Source organism: Enterobacter sp. JBIWA003, assembly GCF_019968825.1.
GTDB lineage: Bacteria > Pseudomonadota > Gammaproteobacteria > Enterobacterales > Enterobacteriaceae > Enterobacter > Enterobacter quasiroggenkampii.
Window position 1 is genome coordinate 1,959,978 of sequence record NZ_CP074170.1, and the last position, 21,282, is coordinate 1,981,259.

Genomic DNA, 21,282 nt, shown 5'->3' on the forward strand with positions numbered 1-21,282 from the left:
GTCGTCAATAATTGATAGCGAAAAAAGACATATTATCGTGCCCTTTCTCAGAGTCCAGCTATCAGGAGAATCAGGTGAAAGAGACTACCGCCTGGGTTGCCCCTATCGAATCCCTTCCCGCCAGCCTTAAACCCATTGCCGTGATGCAGAAAAAGCATTTTGGCGCCGTGCTGAATCCCACGCGCTGGTGGGGGCGCATGCCGCGTCTGTTCTGGCTGGTGGCGCTGTTCGTCGGTTTTCTGGAGCGTCGTCGCGCGCGCCTGACGCCCGTGCTTCGTTCGCTGCTCATGACGCGGGTGTCCCAGCTCTGCCACTGCGCTTTCTGTATTGATGCCAACAGCCTGCGGCTGGCCGAGCGCTGCGGGGCGCTGGATAAGGTGCAGGCCGTGAGCGACTGGCAGGGTTCCGCCTTGTTCACGGAGCAGGAGCGCGCGGCGCTGGCCTACGCCGAGGCGGTGACCGCCACGCCGCCCCGGGCGGATGAGGCCATCAGAGCGGCGCTGAAGCGCCATTTTACGGATGACGCTATCACCGAGATGACGGCGCTCATTGCCTTTCAGAATCTCTCTGCCCGCTTTAACGCCGCGCTGGATATTCCGGCGCAGGGGCTGTGCGCCACCTTTAACGAGACGCCTCATGCTTGATCGCCACCTTCATCCGCAGATAAAACCGGCTCTGAATCGTCTGGTCTCTGTGCTGGACCGACCGGGAATAACGCCCGACGGATTAACCCTGACCGGGTTTGCCATCGGCGTGCTGGCGCTGCCGTTTCTGGCCCTTGGCTGGTATCCGGCGGCGCTGGTCATCATCGTGCTGAACCGCCTGCTGGACGGTCTGGATGGGGCGCTGGCGCGCCGCAGAGGGCTGACCGATGCGGGGGGATTTCTCGATATTGCGCTCGATTTTCTGTTCTACGCCCTGGTGCCGTTTGGCTTTGCGCTGGCAGCACCCGTTGAGAATGCGCTGGCCGCGGCCTGGCTGCTGTTTGCGTTTATCGGGACCGGCAGCAGTTTTCTGGCGTTTGCGGCGCTGGCCGCGAAGCACGACATCGACAACCCCGGCTATGCGCACAAGTCGTTTTATTACATCGGCGGGTTAACGGAAGGAACGGAGACCCTCGCGCTGTTTGTGCTGTGCTGCCTCTTTCCGGCGCACTTTACGCTCTTCGCGTGGGTATTTGGCGCGCTGTGCTGGCTGACCACCACAACGCGCATCTGGAGCGGCTACGTGACGCTGAAGTCACTCAACCCTTAGCGCGCGCTTTCAGGCCCGCGCTCACCGGTCGTCACCGGGTTCTGCGGGTGACTGCTCCATTCGTACCAGCCGCCGTCATAGACGGCGATATTCTTCCAGCCCATCGCCCGGGCGTACATAAAGGTTTCGGAGGCCCGCCAGCCGGTGCCGCAGTAAAACGCGACGTGCTGTTCCGGCAGAATATTCCAGCGCTTCCACTGTGCGGCGATGTCGTCTGCGCTGCGCATGGTGCCATCCGGGTTATGGAAATCCTCCATGTGGGTAGCATCGCTGCCCGCGTGGCCCCAGCGGGCACCGGCAATTTCACCTTTTGGCTTGATGTAGCTGTAGCCGCTGGTTTCGCCGATGAACTCCGGCCACGAGCGAATGCTGACCAGTGAGGCATCCTGACGGTGCAGCATGCCGCGCGCCTGTTCCATATCCACCATCAGCTGCGGCTGACCGGGGATCGGCGCGCCAAAATCGGGGGCTGGCATTACTTTACCGGGCGTGCCGCGCTCAACCGGCAGGCCTGCATCTGACCACGCCTTCCAGCCGCCGTCGAGAATACGCACATCCTTCACGCCCGCATACAGCATAATCTGCGCCACGCGCGCGGCGGCGTAGACGTCGCGGCCATACAAGATGACAGTGGTGTCGTGACGGATCCCGTGCTTCGCCAGCATCGCTTTCAGCTTGTCGTCGGAGACTTTATTCCACAACGGTTCGCTTTCCACCTCGTTGGTGTCGATATAGCCCGCACCGGGAATGTGGTTCAGCAGGTAAAACTTCGGTGCACCCCAGGCGGCTTCGATCACTTTCCAGTCGCCCGCCGGTGCGGCAGTCACGGGTTTACCCTGCTGGAGCCGGTGGATCCACTGCGGGTAAACCAGCTGTTCAAAATGGGGCAGACGCTGAAGGCGGTCTGGGATCTGCAGTGCATCGCTGAGCAGCGAAACGTGGCGGTATCCGGCTTTCTCCAGGCGGGCTTTCACCGCCTGGTTATCGTTCTCGTCGCCGTACAGGGCGATGGTCGTCGCAGGGGTAAGCTGATGCTGTTTGGCCCACAGCGCAATCTGCTCGTCGCTCATGGCGCTAAGCCAGGCGGCAGCAAGGTTGAGTGCGGCGGGTTCATGCCCGGAGGGGCCGCTGAGCGTCTGCGGCCAGCCGTTATAGAAGGCGCTGGCGCGTGTGTCGACAGGCGTGCCGTGCTGTGCCTGAAGCTGAGACAGCGTGGTGGCGTTGGGCATCTCAGCCGCCAGTGAGGAAAAAGAAGCGAGGCCGCAGAGCAGGGCCAGCGCGGTCAGTTGAGAAACACGTTTCATCGAATAACCTGACGTCAGTAAAAGAGGGGGGCATTGTCGTCTCTCCCGAATCGGAAAACATTGCGTTAGCACATTATTGCCAGCGAGAAATCTCAATCAGCTCGCCGCCGGGCGGAATATCGTCCTCATCGTGCGTGACCAGCACTACCGGAATATTGCGCGCGCGGACGGCGTCAAACACCCATGCCCGAAATGAGGCGCGTAACGCTTTATCGAGGCGGCTGAACGGTTCATCCAGCAGCAGCGCCTGCGGCTCCGCGAGCAGGGCCCGCAGCAGGCTGACCCGTGAGCGCTCCCCGCCGGAAAGGGTGGCCGGATCGCTGTCGTAATGGCCGCTCAGCCCGGCGGAATCCAGCGCCTGCGCGACCGCTTCCCGCCGCGCGCTGCCAGCGATCCGCTCAGGCAGCGCCAGCAGCAAATTTTGCCCGACGCTGAACTGATCGAACAGCAGCGCGTCCTGAAAGAGAATACCCAGCCCGCGGGACTCCACGGGAAGAGCATCGCAGCGACGCGCGTCGAGCCACAGTTCACCCCGCGCCTGGAAATCGTCTGACAGCGCGCCGACCATCCAGGCAAAAAGGGTCGATTTGCCGCTACCGGACGGCCCCATCAGGGTGACGATCTCCCCCCGGGGCACGCAAAAACTGACCTCGCGGAAAAGCGGTTCGATGGTAAGATCTTTTACCTTCAGCATTAACGTAACCCTTGTCGGTAGCGGCCCAAGAGCCGGGATAGCAGGGCGGCAAGACCAAACACCGTGCCCGTGACCAGCAGTAATCCCAGCGCCCGGTTAGCAAGAATCTGGATGCTGCCCCCGCTGCTCAGCGCCACGGTTTCGGTGGTCAGCGTGGCGAAACGCCCCGCGCCCAGCCACAGCGTCGGCATGTATTGCGCCATGCTAACGGAAAAGCCGGTGGCAAAGGCCAGTAGCGCAGGGCGCACCAGCAGGGGGCATTTCACCAGGCAGAAGACTTTGGCCCGTCGCCAGCCGAGGGTTCTGGCGGTGAGGAGCAGACGGGGATCGATCTTGCGCCAGGCGGGTTGCAGCACCAGCAGCGTCCACGGCAATACCCACAGGAGGTGGCTCCAGAGCACGGCGACGTAGTGCCCGTCGACGCCCAGGTGCAATGCAATCGCATACTGGCCGGTGACGAGCGGGAGGGCCGGAAGGGCGAGCGGTAACCATACCCACAGCGCGCCGCGCTGCGGACCCCATTCCAGCCAGAGTAAGCCGACGACCAGGGCGATCAGGGCTGAAAGCAGACCGAAGGACAGGCTGGTCCCCACCGGGCCAACGTCTTCCCGTTGCGCCAGCATCAGCAGCACCGCGGCGCACAGCACGCCGCACGTGGGCAGGAACCCGCTCAGTGCCCGCTCAGGCAGGGCGAGCCGAGACCGGGGACGCGTTCCGGTGAAATCCGCAAACGTGCGAACCCATGCCTTCCAGAGTCCGTATCCCAGAGCGGCAAGCGCGGCCAGCAGCAGAAGGAGAAGCAGGCACAGCAGCGTCCCTTTTGCCTGCTGCTGCGCGTCGCCCTGGCTCAGCCACTGCCAGGCCAGCACGGCCAGGGTAGGCGGGTTGCCCGGCCCGAGAACGATCGCCACATCGACGACCGACAGCGACCACGCCAGCACCGCCAGCATCACCGCGCCGAGAACGGGCGCGATAGCCGGCAGGATGAGCCAGCTGAGCGTCTGAAAACGGCCGTAGCCGAATGTCTGCAGGACGATTTTCTGCTGCGCGAGCCGTTTTTCCGGCAGCACGGCGTAAATCGCCCACAGGACAAAGGCGCTCTCTTTGACCGCGAGCGTCAGCCCCAGCCCGGCGCCGTAGCGGTCAAACGGTGGGGAACAGACGGTGCAGACCTGATAAAACAGACCGCCCTCGGCAAACAGCAGTAGCGCGCCGGTGGCGAACGCCACATGGGGGATCGCCAGCAGCCACGGCAGGCGGGTTGTGAGACGTCGCCAGCGTTTCCCGGGCCAGACAAGGCTGACGAGGAGAAGGGCAATCAGCAACGCCCCCAGCGTGGCGATGAGCGTTGAGACCAGCGTGGCAATGGTTGCCTGAGGCAGCTGCGGATCGTTCAGCAGCCGCTGCCAGTTTGTCACCGAAAACGCCGGGGCAAGCAGCATGGCGCCGGCGGGCAGAAGCGGCAGATAAATCACCGCCATGGCCAGCCAGACAAGCCCGCTCAGCGGGTGCCGTAACGACGCAGCCATTCCTGCTCCAGCGCATTTACCCAGGCGGACTGGGGCTCTGCAAGCACCTTCGGCAGCTCCTGCGGCGTGTGGGCCAGCAGCTGTCTGGCTTCACCTTCAGGCAGCGTTTTGGCATCCAGCACGCTCGGATCGCCCCAGATGGCCGGGTCAGCTTTGCGGATCTGCGCCTGCGGTGAAAGCAGAAAATTGGCGACCACTTTCGCCCCTGCGCTGGCATTGGCATTGGCCGGAATCGCCACAAAATGGACATTGCCAATCGTTCCGCCGTGGAAACCAAAGCTGTAGCTGTCGGCGGGAAGTTCGCCGCTCGCCACTTTTTGTTGCGCATGTGCGGGGTTAAAGGTCAGGGACAGGTTCAGGCTGCCGCTGGCAAGCAGGGCATCCATCCGTGCAGGAGAAGGGGGGAAATCTTTCCCTTCGCGCCACAGCAGCGGGTGGAGTTTGTCCAGATAATCCCAGAGCGGCGCCGTCACCTTGGCAAAGGTGCTATCGGGGACCTTTTGCAGCGCGTCCGGGTGAGCGGTCAGCGTCAGCAGCAGCTGCTCAAGAAATGCCGTGCCGGTAAAATCGGGCGGGCGAGGATAGCTGATCTTGCCGGGGTGCTGCTGCGCGTAAGCCAGCAGCGCCTGAGGATCCACAGGCGGCGTCGGCATGCTGGCCTTGCGAGCGATAAAGGTCAGCTGCGCGCCGCCCCACGGCGATTCCGCGCCGTCTGTGGGGATAGCAAAATCCTCCGTGACGGGCTTGCGGGTATCAACATAGCGCCAGTTGGGCAACGTCTGCGCCCATCCGGTCTGCAGCAGGTTTGCCTCTTTCAGCGTGCGGAAGTTCTCGCCGTTAACCCACAGCAGGTCGACGGAGCCGTTGGTCTTACGCCCCGCGGCGGCTTCGGTCTGAATGCGTTTTACCGCGTCGGCAGCATCCGCCAGCGGGACAATTTTAAGGGTAATGGCATAGTGCGTTTGCATCTCACCGCTGACCCACTCCAGATAGCGGTTGACCGCCGGATCGCCGCCCCAGGCGTTAAACCAGACGGTCTGGCCTTTAGCCTGTTGCTGAATGGCCTGCCAGCCGTCGGCGGCAAATAGGGGGGCTGCCAGCAGCAGACCGGTCAGAAACGTGCAAAAACGCACACGGCGCATAATGCCTCACTTTTTAGCAGACGGGAGAAAACGGGAAAACAGCCGGCGGGTGACCAGCGGTAATAACCCCAGTAGTGTAAAGGCGAATACCATGCCCGGCGACAAAATATCGCGCAGCGAGGTCACTTTTCCCAGCTCGCGCCCGGCGTTCAGAAAGATAATCGTGGCGGGCAGCATGGCGACCTGGCTGACCCACCAGTAGCGAAATACCCCAATCCGGGTCAGCCCCATCAGCAAATTCACCAGAAAAAACGGGAACAGCGGCATCAGGCGCAGGGCAAAAAGAAAGTTCGCGCCGTCGCGTGCCATGCCGGTATTCACCGTACTCATCTGCCGGGCAAACCGCCGTTGCACCCAGTCGCGCAAAAAATAGCGGCTGGCGAGCATCGCTAGCGTGGCCCCGAGCGTGGAGGCAAAGGAGACCAGCACGGTGCCTTCCCACAGGCTAAACAATGCCCCGCCCAGCAGGGTCAGGACCGCCGCGCCGGGTATCGAGAGGGCGGAGACCGCCACATAGACCGCAAAAAAGATCAGCGCGCTGCGCAGCGGCGCGTGGTCGACATAGGCGAGTAACGCCTGGTGGTGCGTTTTAATCCCTTCCAGGGAGAGGGTTCCCGGGGGAAGCATGACAAACGTCAACATAAATTCGCCCAGAAGGGCGCACAGGAAGAGTGTTTTTGGAATGTTCACGCGTCATTACAGCTTGAATTTAGCCCACACTGGCGCGTGGTCAGATGGTTTTTCCATGCTGCGGATGTCGTAGTCGATCCCGGTTTCGATGCAGCGCTCGGCCAGCGGTGTACTGGCGAGCAGAAGATCGATACGCAGGCCGCGGTTGTCGTCAAAGCCTTTAGAGCGATAGTCAAACCAGGAGAAGCGATCCTGCGTTTCCGGATTGGCATTGCGGAAGGTATCCACCAGGCCCCAGCCCAGCAGGCGCTCCATCCACTCACGCTCTTCCGGCAGGAAGGAGCATTTTCCGGTGCGCAGCCAGCGTTTGCGGTTCTCTTCGCCAATACCGATATCGAGATCCGTCGGGCTGATATTCATGTCGCCCATGATCAGCACCGGATTCTCTTTTTTGAGTTCGGTGGTCAGGTAGTCCTGCAGATCCTGATAAAACTTCGCTTTCGCCGGGAATTTGGTTTCATGGTCACGGCTTTCACCCTGCGGGAAATAGCCGTTGATGACCGTGATATTCCCGATCGCAGAAGGGACTTCCGCCATGATAATACGACGCTGCGCTTCTTCACCGTCGCCCGGGAAGCCGCGACGCACGGAAACCGGCGGCGCTTTGGTGAGCAGCGCGACGCCATAGTGACCTTTCTGGCCGTGATAAAAGACGTTGTAGCCGAGTTTCGCCACCTCTTCGAGGGGGAACATGTCGTCGTGAACCTTTGTCTCCTGCAGGCCGATCACATCTGGCTGATGTTGCTCAACGATAGCTTCAAGCTGATGAGGGCGGGCACGCAGGCCGTTGATATTAAAAGAGACAAATTTCATAGTCGCTGCCAGTGCAAGGTGAATAGTGCAAGGATGGTAGCAGAATTTGCGTCAACTGTTACCGGCTTCGACCAATAACTGCAACAGATAATGCCGGTGGTGCAATATTTGCACCATTCTGACGCGCTTCGCCCCCAAACAGGGCGTAAATGGCCGATAAATTTCGCGAGCGATCACAATTCCAGAATTATATTTGGCCTGTGCATACTCTTTCTGATTTTCATGCGGCAAAGCGCCGCTTGTCGTAAAAATATTCACTTTTTATGCACTAATAGTGAATAACTCCATATTGTAACTCATTGATATTCTGTTACCTCAACCCGTTTATGCATTTTTATCGCTGGCTGGCACGAAGGCTGCAATCTACATTCACAGTGCAAACACTCAATTATTTAACATTCAAATAACCTTTTATTTACCGGATGAGGTCGCTATGTCTCTGTCAATTACGCGTGAAAATTTCGATGAATGGATGATGCCGGTTTACGCTCCGGCGGCTTTTATTCCGGTTCGTGGGGAAGGCTCGCGCCTGTGGGATCAGCAGGGTAAAGAGTATATCGACTTTGCAGGTGGGATTGCGGTGAACGCGTTGGGTCATGCGCACCCGGCGCTGCGTCAGGCGCTGAACGATCAGGCGGCGAAGTTCTGGCATACCGGCAACGGCTTTACCAACGAGCCTGCGCTGCGCCTGGCCAAAAAACTGATCGACGCGACGTTTGCCGAAAAAGTCTTTTTCTGTAACTCGGGGGCGGAAGCCAACGAGGCGGCGCTGAAGCTGGCGCGCAAATATGCGCACGATAAATTTGGAACCCACAAGAGCGGTATCGTGGCGTTCAAAAATGCCTTCCACGGACGCACGCTCTTTACCGTCAGCGCAGGCGGGCAGCCTTCCTACTCGCAGGATTTCGCGCCGCTGCCGCCGGATATTCGTCACGGTATTTATAACGATCTGCAGTCCGCCAGCGAGCTGATTAACGATACCACCTGCGCGGTGATCGTCGAGCCGATGCAGGGCGAGGGTGGCGTACTTCCGGCGCAAAAAGCGTTCCTGCAGGGGCTGCGCGAGCTGTGCGACCGTCACAACGCAGTGCTGATTTTCGACGAAGTGCAGACCGGCGTGGGCCGCACCGGCGAGCTGTATGCCTATATGCACTACGGCGTGACGCCGGACGTGCTGTCGACCGCCAAAGCGCTGGGCGGCGGCTTCCCGATTGGCGCGACGCTGACCACCGATAAATTCGCCAGCGTGATGACCGTCGGCACCCACGGCACCACCTACGGCGGCAACCCGCTGGCCACCGCCGTCGCCGGACAGGTGCTCGACATCATTAACACCCCTGAGTTGCTGAAGGGCGTTAAGCAGCGCCACGACTGGTTTGTTGAGCGCCTGAATGCCATCAACAGCAAGGTTGGCCTGTTTAAAGAAATTCGCGGCCTGGGGCTGTTAATTGGCTGCGAGCTCACCGCTGAGTTTGCCGGAAAAGCTAAACTTATTTCACAGGAAGCGGCAAAAGTAGGCGTGATGGTGCTGATTGCCGGTGCTAATGTCGTGCGTTTTGCTCCTGCGCTGATTGTCAGCGAGGAAGAGGTGCAAACCGGTCTGGACCGCTTTGCGCTGGCGTGTGAAAAAGTGAAATCCGGGGTGTCATCATGATGGTCATCCGTCCCGTTGAGCGCGGCGATCTCGCCGGGCTCATGCAGCTTGCCGGTAAGACGGGAGGCGGGCTGACCTCGCTTCCTGCCGATGAAAAAACGCTGTCGGCGCGCATTGAGCGCGCCCTGCAAACCTGGCAGGGGACGTTGCCAAAAAGCGAACAGGGGTATGTGTTCGTGCTGGAAGACACCGACACGGGAACTGTGGCTGGGATCTGCGCCATTGAAGTGGCCGTCGGGCTGAACGACCCGTGGTACAACTACCGCGTGGGTACCATGGTGCACGCCTCGAAAGAGCTGAACGTCTATAACGCGCTGCCCACGCTGTTTCTCTGCAATGACCACACGGGCGCCAGCGAGCTTTGCACGCTGTTCCTCGATCCGGCGTGGCGCAAAGAGGGCAACGGCTATCTGCTCTCCAAATCGCGCTTTATGTTTATGGCCGCCTTCCGCGATCGCTTTAACGAAAAAGTGGTCGCGGAGATGCGCGGCGTGATCGACGACACCGGCTATTCACCCTTCTGGGAGAGCCTGGGCGAGCGCTTCTTCTCGATGGAGTTCAGCCGGGCAGACTATCTCTGCGGCACCGGCCAGAAAGCCTTTATTGCCGAACTGATGCCGAAGCATCCTATCTATACCCATTTCCTCAGCCCGGAAGCACAGGCGGTGATCGGCGAAGTGCATCCGCAAACCGCACCCGCCCGCGCGGTGCTGGAGAAAGAAGGCTTCCGCTACCGCAACTATGTCGACATCTTTGATGGTGGGCCTACGCTTGAGTGTGATATCGACCGCGTGCGCGCGATCCGTAAGAGCCGGCTGGTTGAGGTCTCTGAAGGCCAGCCCGCGCCGGGCGACTGGCCGGCGTGCCTGGTGGCGAACGAAAATTATGCCAACTTCCGCGCCATGCTGGTGCGGACCAACCCGAAATGTGAACGTCTGGTGCTGACGGCTGCAGAACTGGATGCCCTGAAATGTAACGCCGGCGATAAGGTTCGCCTGGTGCGTCTCTGCCCTGAGGAGAAAACAGCATGACATTATGGATTAACGGTGACTGGGTCACGGGCGAAGGCGAACAGCGCGTAAAGACCAATCCGGTGGGAAAAGAGGCGCTCTGGAAGGGGAATGACGCCAGCGCTGCACAGGTGGAACAAGCCTGCCATGCCGCTCGCCGCGCGTTTCCGGCGTGGGCAAAACAGCCTTTCGCCGTGCGCCAGGAAATTATTGAAAAGTTTGCCGGGCTGCTGGAGGCAAACAAGGCCGAGCTGACGCGCATCATCGCGTCAGAAACCAGTAAACCGCGCTGGGAAGCGGCAACCGAAGTGACGGCGATGATCAACAAAATCGCCATTTCGGTGAAGGCATACCACACCCGTACCGGCGAACAGCACACCGAGATGCCGGACGGCGCGGCCACGCTGCGCCACCGTCCGCACGGCGTGCTGGCGGTGTTTGGGCCGTACAACTTCCCGGGGCATCTGCCGAATGGCCACATTGTGCCCGCGCTGCTGGCGGGCAATACCGTCATCTTTAAACCGAGCGAGCTCACGCCCTTCACCGGCGAGGCGGTGGTTAAGCTGTGGGAAAAGGCTGGCCTGCCGCCGGGCGTGCTGAACCTGGTGCAGGGCGGACGTGAAACCGGCCAGGCGCTGAGCGCGCTGAGCGATATCGACGGCCTGCTGTTTACCGGCAGCGCCGGGACGGGCTATCAGTTGCATCGCCAGCTGGCGGGGCAGCCGGAAAAAATTCTGGCGCTGGAGATGGGGGGCAACAACCCGCTGATTGTGGAAGACCCGGATGATATTGACGCCGCGGTGCACCTGACGATTCAGTCCGCCTTTATTACCGCCGGACAGCGCTGCACCTGCGCCCGCCGCCTGCTGGTGAAAAGAGGCGCACAGGGTGATGCTTTCCTGAAGCGTCTGGTAGAGGTAAGCGCGCGCCTGGTGCCAGCCGCGTGGGATGCCGATCCGCAGCCGTTTATCGGCGGGCTGATTTCCGAACAGGCCGCGCTGAACGTGCTGAAGGCCTGGCAGGACCACGTCGCGCGCGGCGCGAAAACCTTGCTCGAACCGAAGCAGGTTCAGCCGGGTACCTCGTTGCTGACGCCGGGCATCGTTGAGATGAGCGGCGCGAGCAACGTGCCGGATGAAGAGGTCTTTGGCCCGCTGCTGTGCGTCTGGCGCTACGACGATTTTGATGCGGCGATTGCGATGGCCAATAACACCCGCTACGGCCTGTCGAGCGGTCTGATTTCACCGCATCGCGAGAAATTTGAACAACTGCTGCTGGAAGCGCGCGCCGGGATTGTTAACTGGAATAAACCGCTGACCGGGGCCGCAAGCACCGCGCCGTTTGGCGGCGTGGGCGCATCGGGCAACCATCGCGCCAGCGCGTGGTATGCCGCCGATTACTGTGCCTGGCCGATGGCGAGCCTGGAAACCCCGGCGCTGACGCTGCCGGAGACGCTTAATCCGGGGCTGGACTTTACCGGAGGGGATCGTCATGAAAGCGCGTGAAGTCAACTTTGACGGGCTGGTGGGGCTGACCCACCACTACGCCGGTCTCTCTTTTGGTAATGAAGCCTCCACGAAGCACCGTTTTCAGGTTTCCAACCCGAAGCTGGCGGCGAAGCAGGGGCTGCTTAAGATGAAAGCGCTGGCGGATGCCGGTTTCCCGCAGGCGGTGATCCCGCCGCAGGAGCGTCCGAACGTGCCGGTGCTGCGTCAGCTCGGCTTTAGCGGTACCGATGAGCAGGTGGTCGAAAAAGCGGGGACGCAGACGCCGCACCTGCTCTCGGCGGCAAGCTCCGCCTCTTCGATGTGGGTCGCCAACGCGGCAACCGTCGCGCCGTCCGCCGATACGCTGGATGGCAAAGTCCACCTGACGGTGGCGAACCTGAATAACAAGTTTCACCGCGCCACCGAAGCGGAAACCACCGAGCGCGTGCTGCGCGCTATTTTCAACCAGGACGCCCATTTCACGGTACATCAGGCCCTGCCGCAGGTGGCGATGTTTGGCGACGAAGGCGCGGCCAACCATAACCGCCTGGGGGGCGATTACGGCGAGCCGGGTCTGCAGCTGTTTATTTACGGGCGCGAAGAGGGGGGCCACGCCGCGCCAACCCGTTATCCTGCACGTCAGACGCTGGCGGCGAGCCAGGCCGTTGCCCGCCTGAACCAGGTCAATCCTTCCCAGGTGATTTTCGCCCAGCAGAACCCGCATGTGATCGACCAGGGCGTGTTCCACAACGACGTGATTGCCGTTTCCAACCGCCAGGTGCTGTTCTGTCACGAGCAGGCGTTCGCCCATCAGGAAAAGCTGCTCGCCACGCTGCATGAGCGCGTACGCGGCTTTACGCCCATTCAGGTGCCAACGGCGGCGGTAAGCGTGCAGGACGCGGTCGAAACGTATCTGTTCAATAGCCAGCTGCTGAGCCGCGATGACGGCAGCATGATGCTGGTTCTGCCGCAGGAGTCCCGGGATCATCAGGGCGTGTGGCGCTACCTGACCGAGCTGGTTAAGGCCGATAACCCGATTGACGAACTGCGCGTGTTTGACCTGCGTGAAAGTATGGCCAACGGCGGTGGTCCAGCCTGTTTACGTCTGCGCGTGGTCTTGACTCAGGACGAAATGCAGGCGGTTAATCCGGCGGTCATGATGAACGATACGCTTTTTACACGCCTGAATGACTGGGTCGATCGCTACTATCGCGACCGGCTAACGCAGGCCGATCTGGTTGACCCGCAGCTTCTGCGTGAAGGACGCGAGGCGCTGGACGCGTTGTCGACAATCCTGCAACTGGGATCGGTTTATCCGTTCCAGCGCTAAAGGAGTGGATATGGAAAATTTACTGGCGCTGACCCTGGCCGATGAAACGCCGGAACAGAAAGAGGGGGACGGTCCCTCATTTCGCTGGCGATGGCTGGGGCGCGGGGTGCTTGAGCTGACGCCGACAGCAAAAAGCGATCTGTCGCTGCTGCTTTCAACGGGCATTCACGGGAATGAAACGGCACCGGTTGAGATTGTCGATCTGCTGCTGCGCGCGCTGTATCGCAATGAGATTGCCCTGACGTGCCGCGTGCTGGTGGTGCTCGGCAATCCGCCTGCGCTGGCGGAAAACAAACGGTATCTGGTGAGCGACATTAACCGCATGTTCGGCGGCCGCTGGTCGCAGTTTCCGCAGAGTGACGAAACGGCGCGGGCAGCGTGGCTGGAAAACGTCGTGACCGCGTTTTTTGCCGCTGAGGGACCGGCGCGCTGGCATCTGGATCTCCATACGGCCATCCGCGCATCCTACCATGTTCGCTTCGGCGTGCTGCCGCAGCGCAATCAGCCGTGGGATGAAGCGTTTCTGAGCTGGCTGGGAGACGCCGGGCTGGAGGCGCTGGTGTTTCACCAGTCGCCGGGCGGAACCTTTACGCACTTCACCTGTGAGCACTTTGGTGCGTTGTCCTGTACGCTGGAGCTGGGGAAAGCGCTGCCGTTTGGGCAAAACGATCTCTCTCGCTTTGCACCCACGCATCTCGCCCTGCGGGCGCTGCTGGGAGGAAAGGCTCCCGAGCCTACGCATCAGCCCGTCGAGCGGTACCGGGTCGTCCAGCAGATCACGCGCCGCAGCGATGCCTTCCTGCTCCATATGGCCGCGCATACCCTGAACTTCACGCCGTTCCGCAAAGGGGCGCTGCTGGCCGAGGATGGCGAGGAGCGTTATGAGGTGCAGAAAGCCACCGAGTATGTTTTATTTCCTAATCCCACCGTGGCGTTTGGCCTGCGTGCCGGACTGATGCTGGAAAAAATATCCTGAACCTTTCCCCTCTCTTCATCCGGGAGGGGAAGTAAAATACCCTTTCTTAGCAATTAAAGCGCCTGTCCGTGTTTTGCAGAATATTCCTGGTGAATTGCTTTATTATTCACCTTCACTCCGTTATACTTTTGCTAAATCGCTTTAAAATCATTGTATTGAATATTTTTTGTTGCAACTTTCCACGCTTTATCCTTATTTCCTCCACATTTGGCGAAAATTTGTTTTTTACACTTTCATTGTTTTACCGTTGCTCTGACTAATTGACGATAAACCCCGTAAAGTTAATCTCGTCAACACGGCATAGCGCCGAAGAATAACTGAAAGAAAGGAAATAAATTATGCGTAAGTTTACTGCACTGTTTGTTGCTTCTACCCTGGCTCTGGGCGCTACCAGCATGGCGTTCGCCGCAGATACTGCGACCACAACCGCTGCCGCGCCTGCTGAAGGCAAAATGATGATGCATCATAAAGGCCCAGGTATGCACAACGAGATGATGATGTTTAAGGATCTCAACCTGACGGATGCGCAGAAACAGCAGATCCGCGATATCCGGAAAAGCGAACGCGACCAGATGAAACGTCCGCCGCTGGAAGAGCGTCGTGCCATGCATGACATCATCGCCAGCGACAGCTTCGACAAGGCAAAAGCCGAAGCGCAGATCGACAAAATGGCCGAGCAGCACAAAGCCCGCATGCTGGCTCACCTGGAAACCCAGAATAAGATCTACAACATTCTGACCCCGGAACAGAAAAAACAATTTAATGCGAATTTTGAGAAGCGTCTGACAGAACGTCCGGCGATGGAAGGTAAAATGCCAGCACCAACCGAATAATCGGTTCACTCTCTTAAGACCGCCGGGATCCTGTCCACAAAAGCGAAAACGCTGTGGACAGGACCGGCGGTTTTTCTTTCCTGCCCTCTTGTCTGCCGCCGCCAGCGCGGTATGCTCCTGTAGTCGCATCAGAGAATGTTTGTAGAGTCATGGCGTTAGCATTTTTATTAACGTTCCGCTAAGGCCTGCCCGCTCTGCTGCCGATACTGTGTCTGTGAATACCTAACGATAACAAACAAGACAGCAACGATAGCAATATCCTTGCCCTGGCACGGGTTGTGCCATTCAGGAGTGGTGATGGAGTTCTTTGATATCCGTAAAATGCCGGTCAGCCTGTGGCGCAATGGTGCGGGTGAAACGCGTGAGATTTGTTGTTTCCCTCCCGCGACGCGTGATTTTCACTGGCGTGCCAGTATCGCGACTATCGCCAGCAACGGCGAATTCTCCTCTTTTCCCGGCGTCGATCGGGTGATTACCTTGCTGGAAGGCGGGGAGGTGACGCTGGATGCCGGTCAGGCGTTCTTCCATACCCTGAAGCACCATCAGCCCTATAGCTTTGCCGGCGACCTGCCGGTGAAAGCGCTGCTGTCCGATGGGCGGATGGCGATGGACTTCAACATCATGACCCGTCGCGACTGCTGCCGGGCGAAGGTGCGCGTGGCTGACCGTACCTTTACCACCTTTGGTACACGCGGGGGCGTGGTGTTTGTGTTAAGCGGGGCGTGGCAGCTGGGTGATAAATTGCTGACGGCCGATCAGGGCGCCAGCTGGGAGGAGGGTACCCATACGCTGCGTCTGCTGGAGGCTCAGGGTACCTTATTGTTCAGCGAAATCACGTGGCTGCCAGGCCATTGAGTTCAATGATCTCAAACTTACCGGACAGCACAGGTTTACAGAGAATTTTGTAGCCATCGTGGTCAAATCCGGCGGGCGTGCGCAGCAGGGTTGCCGCGTCGTTGATATCGTCTACAGCGCCCAGCCAGAGCCAGTTATTGACGATGTGATACTGGGTCATCGCGTCACCCACTTCTTTGAGCGCAACGGCGCTTTCCCAGGGCCAGCACTTCACGCTGATGGCCCCCAGACCGGAGAGGAGCCGTGCGTGGTGCGCCTCAACGCTCTCTTTCCCACAGCAGGCACCGGCACAGCGCTTCAGCGCGGATCGAAAACAGGCGCGTCCGCGCGTGGTTGCCTCAAGGCCCAAAAGGCTGTAGCAAAGCTGGAGCTCGTCCGCCAGCGTCTGCAGCGCCTGAAGTGCGGCACGTTTATTGGCGAACAGTCCGTAGAGATTCGTGGCATGAGAAAAATCGACGTCGCGCGCGTAGACGACCTGTGGCTTGCCTTCGTTGATCTGCAGGGAGCAGAGCTGACGGTTGCGGCGCAGGCGCTTGTTGAAAAGCGGCTGTTGTTCTTTTATCAACCGCGCCTCCAGCAACAGCGCGCCCATTTCTCCCGCCGTCTGGAACCAGGTGATGCGTCGCGACTGGCGCAGCATGGCGGCCTCGTCCGGCGTACGCAGATGGGATAATACCCGACTGCGAATGTTAACGCTCTTGCCGATGTAGAGCGGCAGGGTGTCGCTTTCGCCGTGAAAGATGTACACGCCCGGCTGTTTAGGCAATGCTTCAAGCCAGGGGCGAAGGTGCTCGGGATATTCGTAGATAGCCGCCGCTTCAAACTCAAGACGCGGGGCGGATTGACGCCTGCTCACATACTGCTCCATATACTGTTCAGGTATACAGTGTAGCAGGAGTGTGGTGGTTAAAAAAGAGCCGGGTGGCGGCGATGCCTTACCCGGCCTACAAAACGGGGTTACCGTTTTGCATTTATTTCCAGAAGTCGTCAAACACCGTAATCGGTGGGCGACGCTTGTGCTCGGTTTTCAAATACCAGCCTTCGATGATCTTCGCGGTGCCTTCATCCAGCTTTTTGCCTTCCAGATAATCGTCAATGTTGTCGTAGGTGACGCCAAGGGCCGCTTCATCCGGCAGGGAAGGGCGATCGTCTTCAAGGTCAGCTGTCGGCGCTTTCTTATACAGATGCTCAGGACAGCCCAGCGCGGCAAGCAGCTGCTTGCCCTGACGTTTGTTCAGGCGGAAGATCGGGTTAATGTCGGTGCCGCCGTCGCCATATTTGGTGAAGAAGCCGGTGATCGCTTCGGCCGCATGGTCGGTGCCGACCACGACGCCTTTGGTCATCCCGGCGATGCTGTACTGCGCTTTCATGCGCTCGCGTGCCTTTTCATTGCCGCGAACGAAATCGCTCAGCTCAATGCCCGCTTCGCGTAACGCCTGCTCGCTTGCCAGCACCGAGCCTTTAATATTCACGGTCAGCACGCGGTCAGGCTGAATGAAGGCAATGGCATCCTGGCAATCCTGCTCGTCTGCCTGTACGCCGTAAGGAAGGCGCACAGCGATAAACTGCAGCGTCTCATCGCCCGTCTCTTCGCGAAGCTCTGAAATGGCCATCTGGCAGAGCTTGCCGGTCAGCGTTGAATCCTGGCCGCCGCTGATGCCCAGCACCAGAGATTTCAGGAAAGAGTTCTTCTTTAAATACGCTTTTAAAAAATCCACGCTGCGGCGGATCTCTTCATTTGCATCTACCGCAGGCTTCGCGCCCAGCGCCTGGATAATCTCTTGTTGCAGAGTCATCACGCTCTCCATAAACAGAATGTGTTAACTGTTAAAACTAACCCTTTGGGCGAGAAACGACAAGGATCACAGTTTCGAGTGCGCTATTTTGCGCCGATTTAGCAGCTTATCGTTGTTTTATTAGAATTTTCCGAAATTCGTCTGGCGTAACGCACAAAGTTGAACAATAGTACTTTTTATCCCATGCTTAGATAACACGCTGATAAACAAGAGGACGGAATATGAACAAGAACGTAGCAGGAATTCTTAGCGCAGCGGCGGTACTGACTATGCTGGCAGGGTGTACGGCTTACGATCGCACCAAGGATCAGTTTACGCAGCCCGTAGTAAAAGACGTTAAAAAGGGGATGACCCGTTCGCAGGTGGCTGCGATTGCCGGTAAACCTTCTTCTGAAGTCACCATGATTCATGCGAAAGGGACCTGCCAGACCTATATCCTGGGTCAACGTGATGGTAAGGCAGAAACCTACTTTGTCGCCCTGGATGATACCGGTCATGTGATCAACTCCGGCTATCAGACCTGTGCTGAATACGACACCGATCCGCAGGCACCTAAGGCGTAGTCACCCTGCTTGCCTGAGGATGTTAACAAACCGGCCCCGGGGCCGGTTTTTTTATGCATCAGAAAATCTTATTTCTTTTCGCGAATTATTTGCCCAAAATGTGAGGGTAGTCAACAAGCCAGGTCAATGAGAGACAATTCTAGTCTATCCAGAATTATCCCCTGTCTGTACCATTGCGTATACTCACTCCAACGATAAACAACAGTACGCAAACTACCTGTCTGCCGGGACAGCGAGTCGAGTGATAGCGCGATGGCAGGTAGTCATACAAGAGGGAAATCACGATGGAAAAGAAACATATCTACCTGTTCTGCTCAGCGGGCATGTCAACCTCGCTTCTGGTCTCAAAGATGCGTGCGCAGGCTGAAAAGTATGAAGTCCCTGTGGTGATCGAAGCGTTCCCCGAGACGCTGGCGGGCGAAAAAGGTCAGACAGCCGATGTTGTTTTACTGGGACCGCAAATTGCCTATATGTTGCCCGAAATTCAACGACTGTTACCTAATAAACCGGTCGAAGTAATCGATTCGGGGCTGTACGGCAAGATTGATGGTTTAGGTGTTCTTAAAGCTGCTGTGGCAGCCATTAAAAAAGCTGCTAATTAATTTTTATTTTTCCCGTCAAAGAGTTATTTCACACACAATACGCCGTAACATGCGTTACGGCATTTAAGGGTATTTTCCTATGAGTAAAGTCATCGCTTCACTTGAAAAGGTACTCCTTCCTTTTGCTGTTAAAATAGGAAAGCAGCCTCACGTTAATGCCATCAAAAACGGCTTTATTAAATTAATGCCGTTGACGCTGGCCGGGGCCATGTTCGTTTTAATTAACAACGTTTTTCTGAGCTTTGGTGAAGGTTCCTTCTTTTATTCATTAGGAATTCGGTTAGACGCTTCCACTATTGAAACCCTTAATGGTTTTAAAGCCATCGGCGGCAACGTCTATAACGGTACGTTGGGGATTATGTCGCTGATGGCGCCTTTCTTTATTGGGATGGCGCTGGCAGAAGAGCGTAAGGTCGATCCGCTGGCCGCCGGGTTATTATCCGTCGCCGCCTTTATGACCGTCACGCCTTACAGCGTGGGTGAAGCCTATGCCGTTGGCGCCAACTGGCTGGGTGGGGCTAACATCATCTCCGGTATTGTTATCGGCCTGGTGGTGGCAGAGATGTTCACCTTTATCATCCGTCGAAACTGGGTGATTCGCCTGCCGGATAGCGTACCGGCTTCTGTATCCCGTTCATTTTCCGCGTTGATTCCAGGCTTCATTATTCTCTCCATCATGGGGATTATTGCCTGGGCGCTCTCTCACTGGGGCACAAACTTCCACCAGATCATCATGGACTCTATCTCTACGCCGCTGGCGTCGATGGGGGGCGTGGTCGGTTGGGCGTATGTGATTTTCACCTCTCTGCTGTGGTTCTTTGGCGTGCATGGTTCACTGGCACTGGCTGCGCTGGACAGCGGAATTATGACCCCATGGGCACTGGAAAACGTTGCACTTTATCAGCAGTACGGCTCCGTTGACGCGGCGCTGGCAGCGGGTAAAACCTTCCATGTGTGGGCGAAGCCGATGCTTGACTCCTATATCTTCCTGGGCGGTACCGGGGCGACCTTGGGTCTGATCATCGCGGTCTTTATTGTCTCTCGTCGTGCTGACTATCGTCAGGTGGCGAAGCTGGCGCTGCCATCAGGCATCTTCCAGATTAACGAACCGATCCTGTTCGGTCTGCCAATCATCATGAACCCGGTCATGTTCATTCCGTTCATCCTGATTCAGCCGCTGCTGGCCGCTATCACCCTGACGGCGTACTACATGGGCATCATTCCACCGGTTACCAACATTGCACCGTGGACCATGCCGGCGGGTCTGGGCGCCTTCTTCAACACCAACGGCAGCGTCGCGGCCTTCCTGCTGGCGATATTCAACCTCGGGATTGCCACCCTGCTGTACATGCCATTCGTGGCGATTGCGAACAAAGCCGCCACCATCATTGATGAAGAAGAGAGCGAAGAGGATATTGCCCTCTCACTGAAATTCTAAGATTGACGGCGCGGGGAAACCCGCGCCAGCCACAAGGAGCTTAAACATGTTAGATTTGGATAGTATTGTCGCAGACGACGCCGCCGAGAACGATCTGGAAGAAGTGGTGATGGGGCTTATCATCAACTCCGGGCAGGCCCGCAGCCTGGCCTATGCCGCACTGAAGCAGGCCAAGCAGGGGGATTTCGCCGCGGCGAAAACCATGATGGAACAGTCCCGCACGGCGCTGAACGAAGCGCACCTGGTGCAGACAAAGCTGATTGAAAGCGATCAGGGCGAAGGGAAGATGAAGGTCAGCCTGGTGCTGGTTCACGCGCAGGATCACCTGATGACCTCGATGCTGGCACGTGAGCTGGTGGCGGAGCTCATTGAGCTTCACGAGAAGATGCAGTAAGTCAGACTGAGTAGCAGGAGGTCAGCACGATGGAAATTAAAACCGCACTTGAACAGCAGCTGTTTAATGGCAAAAATTTTCACGTGGTTATCTACAACAAGACGGAGAGCGCCAGTGGTCTGCACCAGCATGACTACTACGAATTCACGATTGTTCTGACCGGTCGCTACTATCAGGAGATCAACGGTAAGCGCGTCCTGCTTGAACGAGGGGATTTCGTCTTCCTGCCGATGGGGTCTTATCACCAGAGCTTTTACGAATTTGGTGCCACCCGCATTCTGAATGTGGGCGTCAGCAGACGTTTCTTCGAGAAGCACTATCTGCCGCTGGTGCCGTTCTGCTTTGTGGCCTCTCAGGTCTATCGGGTCAAAAACGAGTTCATGACCTGGATTGAAACGGTGATCGCCTCGCTTAACTTCCGCGACAATGAATTTGATGAGTTTATTGAAACGGTGACCTTCTACGTGATGAACCGGCTGCGTCATCATCGTGAAGAGCAGCAGGTGACGGATGATATTCCGCAATGGCTACGCAGCACCGTTGAGCTGATGCACGACAAAGGCCAGTTCAGCGAAAATGCGCTGGAAAATATGGTCTCTCTGTCGGGCAAATCCCAGGAATATCTGACCCGTGCGACGCAGCGTTATTATCGTAAAACGCCCGTGCAAATTATTAATGAAATCCGCATTAATTTTGCTAAAAAACAGCTGGAAATTACCAACTATTCTGTCACCGATATTGCTTACGAGTCAGGATACAGCAGTCCCAGCCTGTTTATTAAAACCTTTAAGAAATTGACGTCATTCACACCGAACAGTTACCGGAAAAATTTGACGGTAATTAATTAACTTTCGGCGGATTACCCGCCACGAATATTGCTTTAATGGCTTGCCCAAATAGCGGGAAGAGCACGCTATA

At 57.9% G+C, this 21,282-nt stretch carries 22 protein-coding genes; 14 read left to right on the plus strand and 8 right to left on the minus strand.

Features of this window, described 5'->3' with window-relative positions:
- Positions 1-74 precede the first annotated feature (74 nt).
- Together KGP25_RS09325 and KGP25_RS09330 are read left to right on the plus strand one after the other, a co-directional pair.
- A complete protein-coding gene (locus KGP25_RS09325; protein ID WP_024908562.1) occupies positions 75-644 on the plus strand; it encodes a carboxymuconolactone decarboxylase family protein in 570 nt (189 codons plus the stop codon).
- On the plus strand, positions 637-1,254 hold the full coding sequence (locus KGP25_RS09330) for a CDP-alcohol phosphatidyltransferase family protein (protein WP_223540298.1): 618 nt from the start codon (positions 637-639) through the stop codon (positions 1,252-1,254). The genes KGP25_RS09325 and KGP25_RS09330 overlap by 8 nt, the downstream gene beginning before the upstream one ends.
- Here the strand turns inward: KGP25_RS09330 and KGP25_RS09335 are convergent.
- The 6 genes from KGP25_RS09335 to xthA form a co-directional block, all read right to left on the minus strand.
- Positions 1,251-2,558, minus strand: coding sequence for a sulfurtransferase (locus tag KGP25_RS09335; RefSeq protein WP_223540299.1), 1,308 nt, complete (start codon positions 2,556-2,558; stop codon positions 1,251-1,253). The two genes, KGP25_RS09330 and KGP25_RS09335, sit on opposite strands and share 4 nt — an antisense overlap.
- 73 nt (positions 2,559-2,631) lie before the next feature.
- Complete coding sequence (locus KGP25_RS09340; RefSeq protein ID WP_223540300.1) at positions 2,632-3,252, minus strand: ATP-binding cassette domain-containing protein; 621 nt, start codon at positions 3,250-3,252, stop codon at positions 2,632-2,634.
- A complete protein-coding gene (locus KGP25_RS09345) occupies positions 3,252-4,781 on the minus strand; it encodes a thiamine ABC transporter permease (RefSeq protein ID WP_223540301.1) in 1,530 nt (509 codons plus the stop codon). The genes KGP25_RS09340 and KGP25_RS09345 overlap by 1 nt, the downstream gene beginning before the upstream one ends.
- Entirely contained in the window at positions 4,754-5,923 is a 1,170-nt protein-coding gene (locus KGP25_RS09350; protein WP_063621407.1) for an ABC transporter substrate-binding protein, read from the minus strand. Before KGP25_RS09350 ends, KGP25_RS09345 begins: the two co-directional genes overlap by 28 nt.
- 6 nt (positions 5,924-5,929) lie before the next feature.
- Positions 5,930-6,613 (minus strand): TVP38/TMEM64 family protein, encoded by a 684-nt coding sequence (locus KGP25_RS09355; RefSeq protein ID WP_223540302.1) that lies wholly within the window; start codon positions 6,611-6,613, stop codon positions 5,930-5,932.
- A 6-nt stretch (positions 6,614-6,619) separates the two neighbouring features.
- A complete protein-coding gene (gene xthA, locus KGP25_RS09360; RefSeq protein WP_032667291.1) occupies positions 6,620-7,426 on the minus strand; it encodes an exodeoxyribonuclease III in 807 nt (268 codons plus the stop codon).
- A gap of 433 nt (positions 7,427-7,859) precedes the next feature.
- Between xthA and KGP25_RS09365 the strand changes: the two genes are divergently transcribed.
- From KGP25_RS09365 to ves, 7 genes are all read left to right on the plus strand, one after another.
- Complete coding sequence (locus tag KGP25_RS09365; RefSeq protein ID WP_223540303.1) at positions 7,860-9,080, plus strand: aspartate aminotransferase family protein; 1,221 nt, start codon at positions 7,860-7,862, stop codon at positions 9,078-9,080.
- Complete coding sequence (gene astA / locus KGP25_RS09370) at positions 9,077-10,111, plus strand: arginine N-succinyltransferase (RefSeq protein ID WP_008500686.1); 1,035 nt, start codon at positions 9,077-9,079, stop codon at positions 10,109-10,111. The genes KGP25_RS09365 and astA overlap by 4 nt, the downstream gene beginning before the upstream one ends.
- Positions 10,108-11,595 (plus strand): succinylglutamate-semialdehyde dehydrogenase, encoded by a 1,488-nt coding sequence (gene astD, locus KGP25_RS09375; protein WP_223540304.1) that lies wholly within the window; start codon positions 10,108-10,110, stop codon positions 11,593-11,595. Before astA ends, astD begins: the two co-directional genes overlap by 4 nt.
- On the plus strand, positions 11,582-12,907 hold the full coding sequence (astB, locus tag KGP25_RS09380; protein WP_223540305.1) for an N-succinylarginine dihydrolase: 1,326 nt from the start codon (positions 11,582-11,584) through the stop codon (positions 12,905-12,907). The genes astD and astB overlap by 14 nt, the downstream gene beginning before the upstream one ends.
- Before the next feature lie 10 nt (positions 12,908-12,917).
- Positions 12,918-13,883: a succinylglutamate desuccinylase gene (astE, locus tag KGP25_RS09385; protein ID WP_223540306.1), complete on the plus strand. Its 966-nt coding sequence runs from the start codon at positions 12,918-12,920 to the stop codon at positions 13,881-13,883.
- A gap of 338 nt (positions 13,884-14,221) precedes the next feature.
- A complete protein-coding gene (gene spy / locus KGP25_RS09390; protein ID WP_008500682.1) occupies positions 14,222-14,716 on the plus strand; it encodes an ATP-independent periplasmic protein-refolding chaperone Spy in 495 nt (164 codons plus the stop codon).
- A 297-nt stretch (positions 14,717-15,013) separates the two neighbouring features.
- Positions 15,014-15,571 (plus strand): environmental stress-induced protein Ves, encoded by a 558-nt coding sequence (ves, locus tag KGP25_RS09395; protein WP_021241069.1) that lies wholly within the window; start codon positions 15,014-15,016, stop codon positions 15,569-15,571.
- On the opposite strand, the gene cho is transcribed toward ves, so the two are convergent.
- Both cho and nadE read right to left on the minus strand, forming a co-directional pair.
- Positions 15,549-16,427, minus strand: coding sequence for an excinuclease Cho (gene cho / locus KGP25_RS09400; protein ID WP_223540307.1), 879 nt, complete (start codon positions 16,425-16,427; stop codon positions 15,549-15,551). The genes ves and cho overlap by 23 nt on opposite strands.
- A gap of 115 nt (positions 16,428-16,542) precedes the next feature.
- A complete protein-coding gene (gene nadE / locus KGP25_RS09405; RefSeq protein WP_023292679.1) occupies positions 16,543-17,367 on the minus strand; it encodes an ammonia-dependent NAD(+) synthetase in 825 nt (274 codons plus the stop codon).
- A gap of 221 nt (positions 17,368-17,588) precedes the next feature.
- On the opposite strand from nadE, the gene osmE reads away from it, so the two are divergent.
- From osmE to chbR, 5 genes are all read left to right on the plus strand, one after another.
- Positions 17,589-17,930 carry an osmotically-inducible lipoprotein OsmE gene (gene osmE, locus KGP25_RS09410; RefSeq protein WP_008500677.1) on the plus strand — a complete coding sequence of 114 codons (342 nt, stop codon included), beginning with the start codon at positions 17,589-17,591 and terminating at the stop codon, positions 17,928-17,930.
- A gap of 284 nt (positions 17,931-18,214) precedes the next feature.
- Entirely contained in the window at positions 18,215-18,532 is a 318-nt protein-coding gene (gene chbB, locus KGP25_RS09415) for a PTS N,N'-diacetylchitobiose transporter subunit IIB (RefSeq protein ID WP_008500676.1), read from the plus strand.
- Between the two features lie 79 nt (positions 18,533-18,611).
- The gene (gene chbC / locus KGP25_RS09420; RefSeq protein ID WP_023311283.1) at positions 18,612-19,970 is read left to right on the plus strand and encodes a PTS N,N'-diacetylchitobiose transporter subunit IIC; all 1,359 of its coding nucleotides are present in this window, start codon (positions 18,612-18,614) and stop codon (positions 19,968-19,970) included.
- A gap of 46 nt (positions 19,971-20,016) precedes the next feature.
- A complete protein-coding gene (chbA, locus tag KGP25_RS09425; RefSeq protein ID WP_032639846.1) occupies positions 20,017-20,364 on the plus strand; it encodes a PTS N,N'-diacetylchitobiose transporter subunit IIA in 348 nt (115 codons plus the stop codon).
- A gap of 29 nt (positions 20,365-20,393) precedes the next feature.
- Positions 20,394-21,212 carry a transcriptional regulator ChbR gene (chbR, locus tag KGP25_RS09430; protein ID WP_029740446.1) on the plus strand — a complete coding sequence of 273 codons (819 nt, stop codon included), beginning with the start codon at positions 20,394-20,396 and terminating at the stop codon, positions 21,210-21,212.
- The last annotated feature ends 70 nt before the right edge of the window (positions 21,213-21,282 follow it).

What these genes read in the sequence shown, in the direction of transcription:
- KGP25_RS09330 (WP_223540298.1), top strand. Translation starts at nt 637, where the DNA reads ATGCTTGATCGCCACCTTCATCCGCAGATAAAACCGGCTCTGAATCGT.
- nadE (WP_023292679.1), bottom strand. Translation starts at nt 17,367, where the DNA reads ATGACTCTGCAACAAGAGATTATCCAGGCGCTGGGCGCGAAGCCTGCG.
- ves (WP_021241069.1), top strand. Translation starts at nt 15,014, where the DNA reads ATGGAGTTCTTTGATATCCGTAAAATGCCGGTCAGCCTGTGGCGCAAT.
- chbR (WP_029740446.1), top strand. Translation starts at nt 20,394, where the DNA reads ATGGAAATTAAAACCGCACTTGAACAGCAGCTGTTTAATGGCAAAAAT.
- KGP25_RS09345 (WP_223540301.1), bottom strand. Translation starts at nt 4,781, where the DNA reads ATGGCTGCGTCGTTACGGCACCCGCTGAGCGGGCTTGTCTGGCTGGCC.
- KGP25_RS09340 (WP_223540300.1), bottom strand. Translation starts at nt 3,252, where the DNA reads ATGCTGAAGGTAAAAGATCTTACCATCGAACCGCTTTTCCGCGAGGTC.
- KGP25_RS09365 (WP_223540303.1), top strand. Translation starts at nt 7,860, where the DNA reads ATGTCTCTGTCAATTACGCGTGAAAATTTCGATGAATGGATGATGCCG.
- chbA (WP_032639846.1), top strand. Translation starts at nt 20,017, where the DNA reads ATGTTAGATTTGGATAGTATTGTCGCAGACGACGCCGCCGAGAACGAT.
- KGP25_RS09350 (WP_063621407.1), bottom strand. Translation starts at nt 5,923, where the DNA reads ATGCGCCGTGTGCGTTTTTGCACGTTTCTGACCGGTCTGCTGCTGGCA.
- astE (WP_223540306.1), top strand. Translation starts at nt 12,918, where the DNA reads ATGGAAAATTTACTGGCGCTGACCCTGGCCGATGAAACGCCGGAACAG.
- astD (WP_223540304.1), top strand. Translation starts at nt 10,108, where the DNA reads ATGACATTATGGATTAACGGTGACTGGGTCACGGGCGAAGGCGAACAG.
- KGP25_RS09335 (WP_223540299.1), bottom strand. Translation starts at nt 2,558, where the DNA reads ATGAAACGTGTTTCTCAACTGACCGCGCTGGCCCTGCTCTGCGGCCTC.
- osmE (WP_008500677.1), top strand. Translation starts at nt 17,589, where the DNA reads ATGAACAAGAACGTAGCAGGAATTCTTAGCGCAGCGGCGGTACTGACT.
- astA (WP_008500686.1), top strand. Translation starts at nt 9,077, where the DNA reads ATGATGGTCATCCGTCCCGTTGAGCGCGGCGATCTCGCCGGGCTCATG.
- chbB (WP_008500676.1), top strand. Translation starts at nt 18,215, where the DNA reads ATGGAAAAGAAACATATCTACCTGTTCTGCTCAGCGGGCATGTCAACC.
- spy (WP_008500682.1), top strand. Translation starts at nt 14,222, where the DNA reads ATGCGTAAGTTTACTGCACTGTTTGTTGCTTCTACCCTGGCTCTGGGC.
- xthA (WP_032667291.1), bottom strand. Translation starts at nt 7,426, where the DNA reads ATGAAATTTGTCTCTTTTAATATCAACGGCCTGCGTGCCCGCCCTCAT.
- chbC (WP_023311283.1), top strand. Translation starts at nt 18,612, where the DNA reads ATGAGTAAAGTCATCGCTTCACTTGAAAAGGTACTCCTTCCTTTTGCT.
- astB (WP_223540305.1), top strand. Translation starts at nt 11,582, where the DNA reads ATGAAAGCGCGTGAAGTCAACTTTGACGGGCTGGTGGGGCTGACCCAC.